The 15,467-nt window shown below is 38.8% G+C and carries 13 protein-coding genes; 11 read left to right on the top strand and 2 right to left on the bottom strand.

Annotated elements, in window-relative coordinates:
• Window positions 1–721 precede the first annotated feature (721 nt).
• The 3 genes from IGI42_RS18620 to IGI42_RS18610 all read left to right on the top strand — a co-directional run bounded on the left by IGI42_RS18620 (window position 722) and on the right by IGI42_RS18610 (window position 3,451).
• A complete protein-coding gene (locus IGI42_RS18620) occupies window positions 722–1,150 on the top strand; it encodes a Spx/MgsR family RNA polymerase-binding regulatory protein (RefSeq protein WP_438717510.1) in 429 nt (142 codons plus the stop codon).
• A 241-nt stretch (window positions 1,151–1,391) separates the two neighbouring features.
• Window positions 1,392–2,849 (top strand): NAD-dependent succinate-semialdehyde dehydrogenase, encoded by a 1,458-nt coding sequence (locus IGI42_RS18615; protein ID WP_438717509.1) that lies wholly within the window; start codon window positions 1,392–1,394, stop codon window positions 2,847–2,849.
• A gap of 281 nt (window positions 2,850–3,130) precedes the next feature.
• On the top strand, window positions 3,131–3,451 hold the full coding sequence (locus tag IGI42_RS18610) for a hypothetical protein (protein WP_438717508.1): 321 nt from the start codon (window positions 3,131–3,133) through the stop codon (window positions 3,449–3,451).
• A 706-nt stretch (window positions 3,452–4,157) separates the two neighbouring features.
• On the opposite strand, the gene IGI42_RS18605 is transcribed toward IGI42_RS18610, so the two are convergent.
• Complete coding sequence (locus IGI42_RS18605) at window positions 4,158–5,294, bottom strand: hypothetical protein (protein WP_438717507.1); 1,137 nt, start codon at window positions 5,292–5,294, stop codon at window positions 4,158–4,160.
• A 470-nt stretch (window positions 5,295–5,764) separates the two neighbouring features.
• On the opposite strand from IGI42_RS18605, the gene IGI42_RS18600 reads away from it, so the two are divergent.
• The 3 genes from IGI42_RS18600 (at window position 5,765) to IGI42_RS18590 (ending at window position 8,162) form a co-directional block, all read left to right on the top strand.
• Window positions 5,765–6,820: an AbrB family transcriptional regulator gene (locus IGI42_RS18600; protein ID WP_438717506.1), complete on the top strand. Its 1,056-nt coding sequence runs from the start codon at window positions 5,765–5,767 to the stop codon at window positions 6,818–6,820.
• A 365-nt stretch (window positions 6,821–7,185) separates the two neighbouring features.
• On the top strand, window positions 7,186–7,731 hold the full coding sequence (locus IGI42_RS18595) for a GNAT family N-acetyltransferase (RefSeq protein WP_438717505.1): 546 nt from the start codon (window positions 7,186–7,188) through the stop codon (window positions 7,729–7,731).
• Window positions 7,728–8,162: an N-acetyltransferase gene (locus IGI42_RS18590; RefSeq protein WP_438717503.1), complete on the top strand. Its 435-nt coding sequence runs from the start codon at window positions 7,728–7,730 to the stop codon at window positions 8,160–8,162. The genes IGI42_RS18595 and IGI42_RS18590 overlap by 4 nt, the downstream gene beginning before the upstream one ends.
• A gap of 34 nt (window positions 8,163–8,196) precedes the next feature.
• Here the strand turns inward: IGI42_RS18590 and IGI42_RS18585 are convergent, their stop codons facing one another.
• Window positions 8,197–9,951, bottom strand: coding sequence for a sigma 54-interacting transcriptional regulator (locus tag IGI42_RS18585; RefSeq protein WP_438717502.1), 1,755 nt, complete (start codon window positions 9,949–9,951; stop codon window positions 8,197–8,199).
• Between the two features lie 232 nt (window positions 9,952–10,183).
• Between IGI42_RS18585 and IGI42_RS18580 the strand changes: the two genes are divergently transcribed.
• The 5 genes from IGI42_RS18580 to IGI42_RS18560 all read left to right on the top strand — a co-directional run bounded on the left by IGI42_RS18580 (window position 10,184) and on the right by IGI42_RS18560 (window position 15,456).
• Complete coding sequence (locus IGI42_RS18580; protein WP_438717501.1) at window positions 10,184–11,638, top strand: CoA-acylating methylmalonate-semialdehyde dehydrogenase; 1,455 nt, start codon at window positions 10,184–10,186, stop codon at window positions 11,636–11,638.
• Between the two features lie 455 nt (window positions 11,639–12,093).
• Window positions 12,094–12,417, top strand: coding sequence for a hypothetical protein (locus tag IGI42_RS18575; RefSeq protein WP_438717500.1), 324 nt, complete (start codon window positions 12,094–12,096; stop codon window positions 12,415–12,417).
• Window positions 12,404–14,374 (top strand): V-type ATP synthase subunit I, encoded by a 1,971-nt coding sequence (locus IGI42_RS18570; RefSeq protein WP_438717499.1) that lies wholly within the window; start codon window positions 12,404–12,406, stop codon window positions 14,372–14,374. Before IGI42_RS18575 ends, IGI42_RS18570 begins: the two co-directional genes overlap by 14 nt.
• A 15-nt stretch (window positions 14,375–14,389) precedes the next feature.
• Complete coding sequence (locus IGI42_RS18565) at window positions 14,390–14,860, top strand: V-type ATP synthase subunit K (protein WP_438717497.1); 471 nt, start codon at window positions 14,390–14,392, stop codon at window positions 14,858–14,860.
• 17 nt (window positions 14,861–14,877) lie between these two features.
• Window positions 14,878–15,456 (top strand): ATPase V, encoded by a 579-nt coding sequence (locus IGI42_RS18560; protein WP_438717495.1) that lies wholly within the window; start codon window positions 14,878–14,880, stop codon window positions 15,454–15,456.
• Window positions 15,457–15,467 lie beyond the last annotated feature (11 nt).

Here is a 15,467-nt window from a genome sequence, read left to right as displayed (position 1 = left end):
AATAATCCGAAACGCATCTTTATGCGATTATTCGGCTTATTTCTGAAAGAGTTGCTTTAGTTACACTGATTATGGGCTTTTCAGTGGCTGTGACGTTTTATGTCACAGCCACTTGCTGTTTTCTAATGAAGCGAATTTTATGGCTTTATGTAGATCAGACTATTTTAAGGCTGCTGCTGATTTCAACTAAAAATTAGTCTAAATTAGGCGATGTTCAGATTATTCTCAATTTTGTTCTTATTTTTTGCGGTTTTGACGGTTTGCGAGAGGTGATTACCTTAAACTTAGACTTGTTGCTAAATCAAGTACTTGAAAGTTGAATCAATTCTTAACCAAGCTCAAGAGACTATTGATTTTTCTTTGAAGGAGTCTCTAGAAATTTACAATTTATACTTTTTTGAATTTATGAAAACAATAGTTATTTTATTAAACGTAGTATGCTATATCTGGTTTGAACTAGTAAAAAAATGAATATATTACAAAATAATCTGGCTAATTTACTTTTTTATATCAGAGTTGCGTTAAAAATAAAATAATCTGGAAGCTAAAAATTCTTGTAAGCTACAGATAGAGGAAATAGTAGAAGTGTTAGGGGAATCACTTACATACGATTTTTTTCTTGAAAGAGGCAGGAAACATTTTTATTTATTTAAAAATATACCTATACATTCCTCATTCATATTTAGGAACATAATAAAAAAAGAAAGAGTGTGGTGAGCTTATGATTCATTTGTTAGTTGGACCATCTTGTACATCTTGTCGAAAAGCCAAGAAATGGTTTATCAATTTGGGAATCGAATTTGAGGAAAGAAACATTAATAATGAACCATTGAATAGTAAGGAGTTAAAAACGATTCTATCAATGACTGAAACAGGAATCGAAGAAATTTTATCTAAGCGATCAATTGTCTATCAAAAACTTAACATCGATTTTGACGAATTATCAATGAGCCAGCTGTTAGTATTGCTATCTCAATATCCTCAACTACTAAAGCGACCGATCATTTACGATGATCACCGTCTACAAGTTGGGTACAATGAAGAAGACATTCGTATTTTTATGCCCAAAAAATTACGAAAGGTAGCGCGCATGGACTTATATCGAAATAATGTGGAAATCCTATGTGCCGATATTATCAGTAACAGGTAATCTTGAACTAGGAATGAGAAATGGCTACAGCTAACCAAATAATCGGATGTTAGGAAGTAACCGATGGTTTTTCTGTGAAAGAGTTACACTGAGAAATGAAAAGTATAAAGTTATTTCCAATATATTCATTATTTGTTAAGCGCTTTAATAAATTTGATAATAACAAGCATCATTTTTGTGCTTTCAATTTATCCATGTTACGGTGAATTACGTACCAAATAATAAGGAGGAAATTAGACATATGGCAAAAACAGAATTACCACAGGTCGAAACTCGTCTCTATATTAATGGCAAATGGATCGAAGGCTCAGAAGACAAACGAGCAGTAACCAACCCGGCGACGGGTGAAACATTAATTGAAGTGCACCAAGGCGGTGAAAAAGAAACAAAAGATGCAATTGCAGCAGCAAAAGCAGCTTTTCCTAAATGGTCTACGATGGCGGCTTCCCAACGTGCTGAATTAATGAATAAGATGGCAGATTTGGTAGATGAAGATGCTGAACGCTTAGCAACCATTATGACAATGGAACAAGGAAAACCGTTAGCACAAGCAAAAGGCGAAATTCAAACAAACGTTGAAAATTTACGCTGGAATGCGGCAGAAGGTCAACGAGTGATGGGTGACATCATCCCTTCTCCTGCAACTAATCAATGGCAAGTGCGTAAACAACCAATTGGTGTGGTGGGAGCAATAACACCTTGGAACTTTCCTTCTAATATGATCATTCGGAAGATCTCACCCGCTATTGCAGCCGGCTGTACGGTGGTTCTTAAACCAGCAGAAGACACTCCGTTGTCAGCGCTCGCATTAATGGAGCTTTTTGACAAAGCTGGCTTCCCAGAAGGTGTTGTAAACATTATGTTGGGAGATGCAGCAACTATCGGCGAAATTTTATCTAAATCAGACGATGTACAAAAAATCACCTTTACCGGATCGACCGAAGTTGGTAAAACATTGAACGAACAAGCAGCACCAACTTTGAAAAAAGTTTCAATGGAATTAGGCGGACACGCACCGTATATTATTTTCCCAGACGCAGATTTGGAATTGGCGATTGAAACGTTAATTGAAACAAAATTTGGTAATAATGGTCAGGTATGTACTTCGCCAAACCGAGTATTTATTCACAAAGATATCAAAGAAAAAGCTACCGAAATGATTGTGGAACAGGTGAAGCAAGTTACTGTCGGCAATGGCTTGGACGATCCAACGACAGGACCTCTAATTAATCAAGAGGGCGTTGAGAAAGTCGAAGAACAAGTGGAAGATGCTACTAGTAAAGGGGCAAAAGTCTTAGTTGGTGGCAGTAAAATGGAAGACGGTGAATTCGCCAACGGTTTCTTCTTCCAACCAACAGTCTTAGACGGTGTGACGAAAGATATGAACATTTTCTATGAGGAAACTTTTGGACCTGTGATTCCATTGGTTGAATTTGAAGACGAAGAAAAAGTAATCGAAGATGCCAACGACAGCGAATTTGGTTTAGCATCGTACTTCTTTGCAACCAATATTCATACTATCGACAATGTTAGCAACAAGCTGCAATATGGAATGGTGGGTGTCAATGATACTGAAATTTCTAATTCAGCCACACCATTTGGTGGTGTAAAACACTCTGGCTTTGGTCGTGAAAATGGCACGTATGGAGTGGAAGAATATATCGAAGTGAAATTCGTTACGATTCGGACTGCTAAATAAGTTTTTTTCCTTATCCCAAACACTGGGATAAGGCTTTTTTGTCTTGATGGTTTTTTTTCGTTGTGCTAGGATTTTGGTATGGAGACGAGTAGGATGAAGAATGTGAATGAAACATGGCTGGCATTGGGGATGTTTTTTTATATTAGGCTTGAATATTAGTCGTATGTTTATGATGGTAGGATTTGTTTTTCTCATCCTAGGTTTTACTGACAAAAATAGGGCTGATGTGAAGGAACTATTGTCAATATGTTTGTAGAAATTACTACTAGGAGGTTGAAACAATGACTCAAACCCAAACTTTTTTTATTGGTCTTTGTATCATCGGACTTTTCGGAAGTTTAGCGATGTTTACTCCTCGAGTACCTTGGAATGACTTTACTCATCATTTTCGTAAGGAAAGAAAAGCTGAATTCTTGGCCTATCACAACCGTTTTATCGGTAAAGTTTGGTTGTCGATCGCCAGTATATCTTTTCTGTTGTTACTTTTGAGTTTCGTTATAAAAATACAGTTTTCCAATAAGTCGATCTTTCTGTTCTTTGCCGCTTATTTGCTTATCTTTAGACTACTGCTAGAAGTTTTTTGGCGAAAAAAAATTAATTAAAAGAAAACGAAGGTGTGGAAACTAACGCAAGAAATCGGGCTCCTAATCAAGCCTTTTTTCTGTGCATGCTAAACCAAATAATTCACCCCTTCTTATTAGACAAATTATAAGGAATGAACTACTACTAGATTGAAATAGAGTTATTTATTAATTCACGTAATTTGTGCTTTAGTTCTTGTTTACCTAGCCCATGCACTATGCTTATTTGGAATTATTTAATCAGACGGATTCCTTACAGGACGGACCACTAAAAAGGTCTTTTCAATCAGGAAAGGATGGCCAGTTTATTGGCGGATTTCCCCTATAAAATCTATAAAGAAAAGAACGGCTATAGGTAATTATCCGCAAAATGCAGTCGGAGGACTAGGGTTACAGAAACTACTGGTTTGTTTTGATAAAGTAACCCTAGTAGTATGTTTCGTTAACTAATGTGCCTAATGCAAGATTGCCCATAAGATATTTGGAAAATATAACCTCGCACACTGAGATTTTTTTATCGGCCTTTTAATGGCTTCATACTCCGCTTCCCGAACTCATGTCCTCCCTCGTCTTTTTAAAATTGAAGAAATCAAAAACAAGTGAAAACCATTTAGCATAAGTAGTAATTGTAAGATGATTGGACTGATGTTATCCCGATAAATTTTCTTCTTCACTCCTTGGACCTTAGAAAAGTAGAGCTTTTATTAGAAAATCAAAAAGGGGGTCATTAGCGTTTTTTCCTCTTCCCTTTTTTCTTCTTCCCGGTGGCCTTTCTCACTAATCGCTCTTGCTGCTTCTGTTCCCGTATTTTAGCCGCTTTTTCTTTATTATAGTAGCCATGTTGGCTTTTTGGTGGTGTTTTTGGTTTCGAAGTTTTGTTTTGACTCATGCTGTTTTCTTTGGGAATCTCTTGGAGACTGCCGGCAGGCTCCTCCAGCTCCCCATGGTATTCAATCATTGGCTTGGCATCTTTTAGTTTTAGTCCACTGACTAGGGCAGTTAACATCCGACTCATGAGCACATTTTGATCAATTGAGGGATCGAAAGCAAAGCCGTCAAATAGGTGTTTCGCCACTTCCTCCGGTGTTTTTCTCGCGTAACAATTGGTTTTGATAAATTTAGGTGATTCAATCAATAAGCCAGCACCTGGTTTGTCGTTGACTTTTACATGGGAAATAACTTCGAGCGCTTTTATTAATTGTGCATACAAAGTTTCTTGCCAATCATTGACTTCTTCTGTTTTCTTTTCCGCATCATAAACGGGTGTGGTAGGGACATAAATATAGCGTACGATTTCTGCGAAGCGTTGCACGCCATCTTTTTGGAAAATCGTCAGGGTGCCTAAGATGGCTAACAGATCGTTGATTTCCTGAACGGAGTAGCATGGATCGGCGTTCTTGAAGGTGAAGCGATGTTTTTTTCCGTTGGCGTCTTTGAACAGGGTGGCAATATCCACCAATTCCTTAGGCTCACGGGTTCCGGAATGAAGCATGGCATGAAGATGATCCGTACGGGACCGGGTTTCTTTGGTAACAGCTAAGAACTCTTTTTTATTCTTAAATAAGCGCTGGATGACTTTATTCCAGTCCTCTTTACTAAAATACGCCTGAAAATAAACACATAAATGGCGAACAGGAGATAATTCTTCTGGAGAACGCTCCAAAAACAACGAACAAATCTGATCTTTTGCTAGATAAGAGAAATCTAAGGGTGTGAAGGCGTTACGTACAAGAATTGCGACGGCACATTGAACCACGTATGCGATACTGCTATTATCTTGGCAATGCGTGATCACTCTTTTTTCTAAATGCTTTCTAGTCAATTTAAACAGATGTTTTTGTTCAAGATTCGCTATCGTTGTCATGGGCTTAATCTCCTTATCTGTTGCTTTATTTTTTTACTATTATAATCGAAAGATGTATCGAAGATCAATAGTAAACTTTATATTTTTGTTTTTGATCTCTAGTATTATATGTTCAGAAAAATTATTTATTAATATATGAATGACAGGACTTAAGTAAATAATATCTAGATAAGCCTTAGCAGGATGATTTATCCTAAAAAAACAACCCTATTATTTACAAGTAGAAGATATTTTCTAAAAAGATAAAATTTTATCAGGCTGAATGAAAATTTGTCTTTTTTTGAACAGGGTCCCAAGAAAGCATGTTCCCTGCCAGATAGTCTTATTTATGGCGGGCTAAACATTCTAAAAATCATAGATACCGAGATCAAACTATCGGAAAAAGAACAATAAAAAAACAGTTAAAAAGTTGTCCAACTGCTAAAATGAAGCTAATGAGTCGTAAGATGCTTTGATAAGGAGATAATCAAATGCTATTTAAGATAATAGGAACATTAGCAGTCGGTTTTTTAGGCGGCACACTTGCGAAACGCTTGAAGATGCCTGCTGCATTTATGACAGGAAGTATGTTAGCTGTAGCATTGTTTTCCGTTTTAACCAGTCAGATGCTGATGCCTGGAAGTTTGAAGGTGATAGCGCAAATTGTCAGTGGTGCCTACATTGGGCAGCAGGTATCCAAACAGGATTTACTAAATTTTCCCAAGTTAGCAAAATCAATTGTATTGTTGATGACTTTTTTTACGATAAACACTTTTGTGATGGGGTTCCTATTTGCTCGATTTTTTTCAATCGATCTAGTGACTGCCTTGTTAAGTTGTTTACCAGGTGGAATCATGGATGTATCTTTAATTAGTATTGATATGGGGGCGCAGGCCGAAATTGTGGCAACAATGCAGTTGGCCCGTTTGGTAGGAATGCTGTTGATTTTGCCTTATTGGATTGGTTTTATTTTGAAGCGACTAGGCAAAGATGAGCCGAAGCCGGAAAAAGAGAAACCTGCCCTGAAAAAAAATCTAACTTTTGGAACCAATCGTGAGATTACCAACAACTTATTAATTTTAGTGGTTGCTGGTATCGGAGGATTGTTGGGGATGTATTTACAAATCCCCGTGGGAGCCTTAATCTTTTCACTTATTTTCTCTTGTGGATTGAAGCTCTTAAAAAATACTGCTCCTTTAAACAACAAAATCCGACAATTGGCTCAAATTCTGGCGGGTTCAATCATCGGGAGTACTTTTACCCGTGAAAGTTTGGAACAAATTAGTCAGTTATTCATTCCAGCCTGTTTATTGCTAGGAAGTTACTTGCTGATCAATGTACTGTTTGGTTTTATTGTGTATAAACGGGGAATTCTAGATTTGCGCTCGGCGCTATTTGCTTCATCGCCAGCGGGAGCGACAGATATTTCCTTAATTGCAGGTGAACTAGGTGGCGACATGCCAAAGATCGCAGGCATTCAAATTTGTCGCACGTTGTATACCATCATAGTACTGCCCCTTTTAGTGCGATTAGTTGTTGATCACTAGAGGTTGTGACAGCAGTGTTCAGCTCCGAGAAATAAGTTGAAAATAGCTGCTCATACTTTTGCGATTATACGGCTTGTTTCCAAAAGAGCTGCTTTAGTTGCACCGATTATACGTTTTTCAGTGGCTGTGACGTCTTATGTCACAGCCGCTTTTTTCTACTCTGAAAGTCATATTCTTGTAAATGTTTTCATTTCTGGCATAATGGAAGAGAGGTGAGTAAATTGAGAAGAAAAAGTTGGGTAAGTGTGCTAGCTATTTCGTTAATTGCTACAGCTACGTGTGGGATGATTATGGGGATTGAAGTGATCACTCATCACAAAGAAGTGAAAAAAGGCTCTTAGGAGTCTTTTTTTAGGAGGTTAACCATGCTTACTGTAAAACAGATTACGCGACAATTGCCGGAATACGATAAAATTTTCGACATATATAAACATTCGTTTCCTAAAGAAGAACAAATGCCAGTGTGGTTGCTGCGGCTGTTTTCTCGAAGAAAACGGGTTGAATTTTTAGCTTTTTATAATGAGGATGTCTTCTGCGGTTTTACTTATTTAGTGCAGAGTGAAAAACTGACCTTTGTCTTTTATCTGGCCACTGATCCGGATCAGCGCTCTCAAGGGTATGGGTCACAAATAGTCGCTTGGATTCAAGAAAAATATCAGGATCGCGGTGTGGTATTAACCATTGAAACGGTTGATCCAGCATTTGACAACTATGAGCAACGCTTACGTAGACAGCAATTCTATTTTAGTAATCAGTTTCGTGACACAGGTTATCAGGTAAGAGAATACGGGGTGCTGTACGATGTTTTAGCGGACACACCAAATTTTGTCTTTTCTGACTATCAAGAAATACTGACCTATTTTTCCTTTGGCTTTTATTCTGTCAAACCGGAGAAGAAGGAGGACGAATGATCAAGGAATTAACGAACCCGACCCCGCAGGAAATTGAAGAAATCGCGCAGCTGTGGCTTATGAGTAATCTAGCTGCCCACTCATTTATTGCGGCAGATTACTGGAAAAATAATTATTCTGAAGTATTGGAAATGTTGCCGAACGCACAATTGTTTACCTATTATCATGAGGGAGAACTAGCTGGATTCCTAGGTTTAATGAACGAATACATTGCCGGCATTTTTGTAAAAAAGGAATATCAGAATAGGGGAATTGGTCAAATGCTGTTGGCAAAAGCCAAAAAGAAACATGATAGTCTAACGTTGGCAGTCTATCAAAAGAATCAAAACGCCTATTGCTTTTACCAGAAACAAGGATTCAAGCTTCTTGGCAAGAAGCTTGATTCGCAAACGAACGAAGTAGAATACCAAATGAGTTGGACTAAAAAATAGAACCGCTAAACATTTTAACATGCTTAGCGGTTTTTCACTGTATTCCGTATTTTTTGATTTTATTATACAAAGTAGACCGTTGAATACCTAGTTTTTCAGCACAAAGCGTTTTATTGTAATTTACCGAAGTCAAGGTGGATAAAATCAATTCCCGTTCTGCATCGCCTTTTTGTTGTAGGAGTTTAGAGGGTTCCGATGCTTTTGGAAAATTACGGATACGTTCAGGCAAATCGGACAAATGAACATAGCCACCTTCAGATAGTCCCACTAAAGCTTCACACAAATTGGTCAATTCGCGAATGTTCCCAGGAAAATCGTAGGCGAGCAAAACCTCTTTAGCCTTTGGTGAAAGTTGTGGTTCTTTTAGCTGAAACTCTCTAGCAAAAAAATTGAAATAATACGCCAATAGTAAAGGAATGTCTGTCTTGTTTTGCATTAGAGGGGGCAACTCTAAGGTCAGGACATTCAAACGGTAAAATAAATCCTCACGAAATTCCTTGTTAGTGATTTTTTCTTCCAAATTTTGATTAGTAGCTGCTATTACCCGAGCGTTGACTTTCTTGGAAAAAGTACCACCAACAGGTTCAATCGTCCTCTCCTGCAATACTCGAAGGATTTTTGCTTGCATCAGTAAGGGCATATCGCCAATTTCATCCAAAAAAATTGTGCCATTTTCTGCTAGTTCGAATTTTCCTTTTTTACCGCCCTTAACCGCGCCAGTAAAGGCGCCTTCTACATAACCAAAAAGCTCGGATTCCAATAAATTATCAGGAATTGCTGAACAATTAATTGCAACAAAAGGTCCTTCGCTCACTGGACTCAAAGCGTGGATCGTTTGAGCATATAACTCTTTTCCGGTACCACTCTCTCCAGTAATCAGAACATTGGAAGGGAGAGCGGCTATTCGTTTCATCCGATGTTTTAGTTGAATCGTTTTTGGCGAATTGCCGATAATTCTTGCTAAAGCATCGTTGGACTGCTTGATTGGCAGCTGCTGTGGAGCTTCTTTAGCGATCATTTTGTTGGTTAAATGATACATCTCCTCAATACTACGGTGAATAATAATTCCCATAGCCCCAATTAGTTGATTTTTCTCGAACAAAGGAACACGATGGACCACCATTTCCTTATTATGAATGCGCTGAATCTGATCTCGCTCTTCTTTTCCGTTTTTGCATATAATATGTAGCTGCGTATTTTCGATCACTTGTTCAACAGGCTGATACAACACGTCTTCTCGCTTCCTTCCTAAAATTTTACAGTAGGCAGCGTTGATATCGGTGATTATTCCGTTTTGATCCACCACAACAATACCTTCATACGAGTTGTCCAGTACCTGCTGCAAAATCGACATGGAATTTAGTGAGTGTTTGACCGTATCCATTTCAACCGACTTAGCATTGAGCAAATCAGTTCTAGTAATCACCCCGACCAGTGTGCGGTCTTCCTTAATAACTGGCAAACAGCCTTCCGTCATATTCAAGGCTTTTTCTAATGGATCTAAAGGAAAAACGGCATCAAAGGAGGATTCAATGATTGAACGAATCGGTTCAGCGGTAGACTGATTTTGATAAAGGGCCAGCATGATCGAACTTTTTGTAATCATACCCTCCAGACAATTTTGATCGTCAACCACTGGAATACTATAAAAATTATTCTCTGCGAAAATTTGAATCGCACTATTAATGGTTTCGTTAATGTTAATGGTAATCGGTTCAGTGGTCATCCATTTACTTATGGTATTTTGTGTCTGAATATGTTTTGGTCGTTCATTAAATAGTTGTTTCATAAAAACACCCTTTCTAAACCGAAAAAGAATCTATAGTTAATCAACATATAATCATTTGTTGTCCTTAGTGTACATAAAAATAGACGGTTTGTCTATATTATCGGACAAAAAAGATTGTGAATGATTTTCCAAAAGTGAAGGACCGCGTTTTCTATTTTGGCACAGTAATTGCTTAATAAAAGGGTAAGAAAGATAAATTCTTTCATCAATTGAATCTTAGGAGGAAATAACTATGACTAGAATGCTAAAAAATTATATCAACGGAGAATGGGTAGAAAGCCGTTCAGAAAACATTGAAGAGGTGATGAATCCAGCGACTGAAGAAGTTTTAGCTCGTGTTCCTTTATCGACAAAAGAAGAAACCGAAGCCGCAATCGAAGCTGCAGAGACAGCTTTTGCTAGTTGGAAAAAAGTAAGTGTTCCGGTTCGTGGACGGTATTTGTTCAAACTTCATCATCTTTTAACCAAACATAAAGAAGAATTGGCACGCCTGATTACTTTAGAAAATGGGAAATCCTTAGGTGAAGCATTAGGAGAGGTGCAAAGAGGGATTGAAAACGTGGAAAATGCGGCAAGCATTACCAACTTGATCTTAGGCGATTCTTTATCAACAGCAGCTACAGATGTTGAGATTACTAACTACCGTTACCCAATCGGGGTTATCGGTGGAATTACCCCCTTTAATTTTCCAATGATGGTGCCGTTTTGGATTTTTCCAATGGCGATTGCAGCTGGAAATGCTGTTGTATTAAAACCTTCTGAAAAAACACCTTTGTTAATGGAAAAAGTTGTGGAATTAGTAGAAGAAGCGGGAATTCCTAAAGGAGTGCTGAATATTGTTTATGGTGCCCATGATGTGGTCAACACACTGTTGACCGATCCATTAGTAAAAGGAATCAGCTTTGTAGGTTCAAAAGGAGTGGGCGAGTACGTTTATAAAACGGGCACGGCTAACTTGAAACGAGTTCAGGCATTAACTGGTGCCAAAAACCATGTAATCGTCTTGAAAGATGCCAACATTGATCGTGCAGTCAAAGATATTATTGGCGGTGCTTTTGGTTCTGCTGGTGAACGGTGTATGGCAGCTTCGGTAATCGTATTGGAAGAAACGATCGCTGAAGAATTTATCGGTAAATTCAAACAGGCTGCTCAGGATATAAAAATCGGCAACGGGATGGACGAAGGGGTCTTCTTAGGTCCAGTCATTCGTAAAGAAGCACAGGAAAGAACCTTCAACTATATTCAAAAAGGGGTCGATGAAGGAGCGGATCTATTACTGGATGGTCGAGATAATCTGCCAGCAAAAGGTTACTTTGTGGGACCAACTATTTTTGACAATGTAACAATGGACATGACCATTTGGCAAGATGAAATTTTTGCTCCGGTGGCATCAATTATGCGAGTCAAAGATGTTAAAGAAGCAGTTGCACTAGCCAATCAATCTGAATTCGCTAATGGCTCTTGCTTGTACACCAACAACGCTTCGGCTATTCGCTTCTTTAGAGAAAATGTCGATGCAGGTATGCTGGGAATTAACTTAGGTGTTCCGGCACCAATGGCTTGGTTTGCTTTCTCAGGTTGGAAAAACTCCTTCTTTGGTGATCTGCATGCCAATGGGAAAGATAGTGTCGAGTTCTACACGCACCGTAAAGTTGTGACTGCTCGTTATGCAGAAAGTGAAATTTAGTTTGAAAAACGGCTTAGCGGCCGTTTTTTTTTTGCTCTTTTTAGATCTAAGTAGCAAAAAAGATTCTTAGAAAAATGTAAAGTCAAAATTGTAGGGAATACTGGGTTCTTTCTTAGTCTATATCTTTGTTTGATCATCCATCTCTTTTTTTTTTGAGTCTAAATTCATTATATTAAGTTACATGTTTTTCAGGGATATGTTGCTTTTTTGTTCAATTTTACAAACGAACAGTATCAACATGTATCTAATACTAGTTCGAAAAATACTCAAAAAAGATTGACTGTTGAGATTATATCGGCTAGAATATTACCATAATATCACACGAAATGCGCTGAAATGGTCAACGAATATCTATAATGGATATTTGTTGGTAATGTATTTGTTTTCCGTTTGGTAGTATATCCAAGTTCAGTGATTGGAACTTCATTACGGAACAAGGGAAGGGATGTGAGCACTTGATAGAAGCATTAAACAAAATTCAAGCAACCGAACAGGAACTGGTTGAAAAAAAGCAGGCGATCTTAGACGAAATGAAGAACTACTCCATGCAGCGATCCGATGAATTAGAGAAGCAAAAAGCGGGAAATCAGCGAGCGTTGCTAGAGCAAGCCGAGCAACTGGAAGCTGAAGAAGCGGACAAATTAGAAAAAGAACGTCAGCAGTTGGAGGCAAAAGCGAAAAAACAACGTGAAGCCATTGAAGAACGTTATGTTGGTCAGCGCCCAGCCGCAATTCAAAAAATTATTGAGAGGGTGAAGGGACAATATGGGCGTTACTAAAATGAAGAAAGTGACTATTATTTCTGAGCGCTCTTATCAAGCAGCGTTGCTGCAAGCAATTCAAGGACTACAAAATGTAGCGGTGCGTGATCTATCACAATCAGTGGAAAATAATGACTGGGTTCAACAGTATTTTTCGACCGCTTTTGAAGAAACGAAGGAAGCGGATCTAAGTGAATTGAACTTTTTACAGACACAAATCAACGATTCCATTCAATTTGTCCAGCATCACGGAAAGAATAAGGACAAGATCAAAAGTTTGAAGCGCCGCTATCTTTCTTTGCAGGAAATTGAAGGGCATTTTGATCAGCAGCAATTAAGGCAAGAATTAAAAGAAATCACAGACCTAAAGCAACAATGGGAAAATGCTCAGCAGTTACAAGAAAAGTTATTGCAAGAGGAAAGCTGGCTCACCCGCTGGCAATACTTAGATGTTGCACCAACGAAAACACAATCAGCGACTACTCAGCTCCTTTTAACAGAAGTGAGCAGTCAAGCAGCACCCGTATTACTTGAAGAATTAAATCAATTGGAACTAGTACATTACGAGGAGGTCTACTCAGATGACAACAATAGCTCTTTTGCCCTTATCTTTCCCAATGAACTAAAAAAGACGATCCAAGAACGATTAACCAACTATTCCGCCGAAATTGAAAACTATCCCTATGAAGCAGTACCGAAAATGGCATTACAGCAAGTAAAAGAACAGCTAAAGGCATTGCATAAAGAGGGGCAAAAGCTTTCTAAACAAATTGGCAAAAAGAAGCAAGTGGTTAGTGAGTTGCAATGGGCAGAGGAAGTTCTGTTAGCGATGAAAGAACGCGAAAAGCTAAAGAATAAATTTGTTCAATCCGACTTCTTAATTGTTTTGCAAGGGTGGATAAGTGATGACGAAGTGAATCTGATGATCCGTGAACTTTCCGATTTATTTGGTCCGGAAACGATCTATTTAGCCTTTGAAGATCCTACTGAGTATGAAGAAGAGCACGAAGTACCGACTAAGCTAAAGAACAACGTGTTAGTCGAGCCTTTTGAGATGCTAACGGAAATGTATGCGCTACCTCATTATAAAGAAGTGGATCCGACACCGTGGATGATGCCATTTTATCTCGTTTTCTTCGGCATGATGGTTGCAGACCTAGGATATGGATTACTAATGCTCATCGTTACGACAGCAGCTTTAAAAAAGTTAGTTTTACCTAATGGTATGTTAAAGTTTGTGAAATTTTTCCAGATTTTAGCGGTCCCATCCATGCTTTGGGGATTGATCTATAATTCCTGCTTTGGTGCCTCGTTACCAATACCAACCTTGTTGTCCACGCAAGACGATGTCATTCAAATTTTAATCTTGTCGGTTGTCTTTGGACTCATTCAAATCTTGGTGGGATTGTTTGTAGCTGCTAAAGAACATCTTAAAAGGAAAGAATACTTAGATGCAGTTGGAAATGGCTTTGCCTGGCAGGGAATTTTGATCGGTTTGGGCTTAATGGTAGTGGGTAGTATGCTACTGGACAATGCGCCACTTTCCACAGTAGGCAAGGTGTTGGCGATCGTTTCAGCTTTGAGTGTGATTGTCGTACCGATTCTTCAGGCAGATTCGAAGCTGACCGGGTTGGCAAAGGGAGCGTATGATCTGTACGGCGTGACTGGCTACATTGGTGATCTGGTAAGCTACACGCGTTTGATGGCTTTGGGGATTTCTGGCGGGAGTATCGCTGCGGCTTTTAATATGCTAGTAGGTTATATGCCGCCAGTCGCACGTTTTACTATCGGGATCCTGTTGCTAATAGCTTTACAGGGTTTGAACATTTTTCTGACCCTTTTAAGTGCTTACGTGCATGGAGCGAGACTGCAATATGTCGAGTTTTTTGGGAAGTTTTACAGCGGTGGTGGGCGGAAATTCACCCCACTTAAAACCGCTGAAAAATATTTTACGATTGAAAAAAAGAAGAAATAATGGAGGAGTTTCAACATGACAGATTACTTGATTCAAAATAATGGTGGCATTCTTTTTGCAATTTTGGGGATGGCTTGTGCAACAATTTTTTCTGGAATTGGTTCATCTAAAGGGGTTGGAACCACCGGGGAAGCAGCGGCGGCTTTGACAACTAGTCAACCAGAAAAATTCGGGCAAGCATTGATTCTACAGTTATTGCCGGGTACTCAAGGATTGTACGGTTTCGTTATCGCCTTTCTTATTTTCGGTAATATGGGCACGGATATGTCTATGATTGATGGTCTAGGTTATTTAGGAGCGTCACTGCCAATTGCCTTCACTGGTTTATTTTCCGGTATTGCTCAAGGGAAAGTGGCGGCTGCTGGCATTCAAATTCTAGCGAAAAAACCAGAGCATGCTACAAAAGGGATAATTTTTGCTGCCATGGTAGAAACTTATGCCATCTTAGGCTTCGTTATTTCCTTCTTATTAGTTGGACAAGTATAAATGAGGAGGCCAGTTCCATGAGTGCCATTGAAAAAATAGTTGAACAAATGAAAACGAAAGCCCACGAAGAATTGTCACTTTTGGTGAAAAACGAAAAGGAACGCATCGATGCTGAATTCCAAAAAAATCAAAGCATTCTGCAAGACAATTATGAAAAACAGCGCAATAAGCAAGTCGAAATGATTCAAGGGAAGTACCGTCAACTAAGTAATCGTCAACAGATGGAACATCGCCAGCAGAGCCTTAACCACAAACAACAGCTTTTAAATCAACTTTTTGAAGATGCAAAGCAAGAAATGGAAGCTTGGGAGCCAACAGAGCTGCAGGCATTTGCTAAGGTGGTACTGCCGTTGATCCCATTAAAAGATCAAGCGGTGTTTATCCCTGGTGAAAAGAGTCGTCACGTGTATACAGCAGATTTTTTAAATCAGCTTCAGTTGCCGTATCAATTAACTTATTCAGATCAAGCGGTAGCTAATCAAGCCGGATTTGTCGTAAATAGTCAAGGGGTTCAGTACAACTGTCTTTTTTCAAGCTTAGTGACTGATGTTCAAAGTGAATTGTCCTACGAGTTAGCGCAGCAGCTTTTCGGCTAGTCGTATAAAAT

Origin of the sequence: Enterococcus sp. AZ109 (genome assembly GCF_051714625.1) — a bacterium.
Lineage (GTDB): Bacteria > Bacillota > Bacilli > Lactobacillales > Enterococcaceae > Enterococcus_A.
Note: the sequence above shows the minus strand (reverse complement) of the source record. Positions and strands in the feature narration are given on the sequence as shown.

What these genes read in the sequence shown, in the direction of transcription:
- IGI42_RS18620 (WP_438717510.1), top strand. Translation starts at nt 722, where the DNA reads ATGATTCATTTGTTAGTTGGACCATCTTGTACATCTTGTCGAAAAGCC.
- IGI42_RS18615 (WP_438717509.1), top strand. Translation starts at nt 1,392, where the DNA reads ATGGCAAAAACAGAATTACCACAGGTCGAAACTCGTCTCTATATTAAT.
- IGI42_RS18610 (WP_438717508.1), top strand. Translation starts at nt 3,131, where the DNA reads ATGACTCAAACCCAAACTTTTTTTATTGGTCTTTGTATCATCGGACTT.
- IGI42_RS18605 (WP_438717507.1), bottom strand. Translation starts at nt 5,294, where the DNA reads ATGACAACGATAGCGAATCTTGAACAAAAACATCTGTTTAAATTGACT.
- IGI42_RS18600 (WP_438717506.1), top strand. Translation starts at nt 5,765, where the DNA reads ATGCTATTTAAGATAATAGGAACATTAGCAGTCGGTTTTTTAGGCGGC.
- IGI42_RS18595 (WP_438717505.1), top strand. Translation starts at nt 7,186, where the DNA reads ATGCTTACTGTAAAACAGATTACGCGACAATTGCCGGAATACGATAAA.
- IGI42_RS18590 (WP_438717503.1), top strand. Translation starts at nt 7,728, where the DNA reads ATGATCAAGGAATTAACGAACCCGACCCCGCAGGAAATTGAAGAAATC.
- IGI42_RS18585 (WP_438717502.1), bottom strand. Translation starts at nt 9,951, where the DNA reads ATGAAACAACTATTTAATGAACGACCAAAACATATTCAGACACAAAAT.
- IGI42_RS18580 (WP_438717501.1), top strand. Translation starts at nt 10,184, where the DNA reads ATGACTAGAATGCTAAAAAATTATATCAACGGAGAATGGGTAGAAAGC.
- IGI42_RS18570 (WP_438717499.1), top strand. Translation starts at nt 12,404, where the DNA reads ATGGGCGTTACTAAAATGAAGAAAGTGACTATTATTTCTGAGCGCTCT.
- IGI42_RS18565 (WP_438717497.1), top strand. Translation starts at nt 14,390, where the DNA reads ATGACAGATTACTTGATTCAAAATAATGGTGGCATTCTTTTTGCAATT.
- IGI42_RS18560 (WP_438717495.1), top strand. Translation starts at nt 14,878, where the DNA reads ATGAGTGCCATTGAAAAAATAGTTGAACAAATGAAAACGAAAGCCCAC.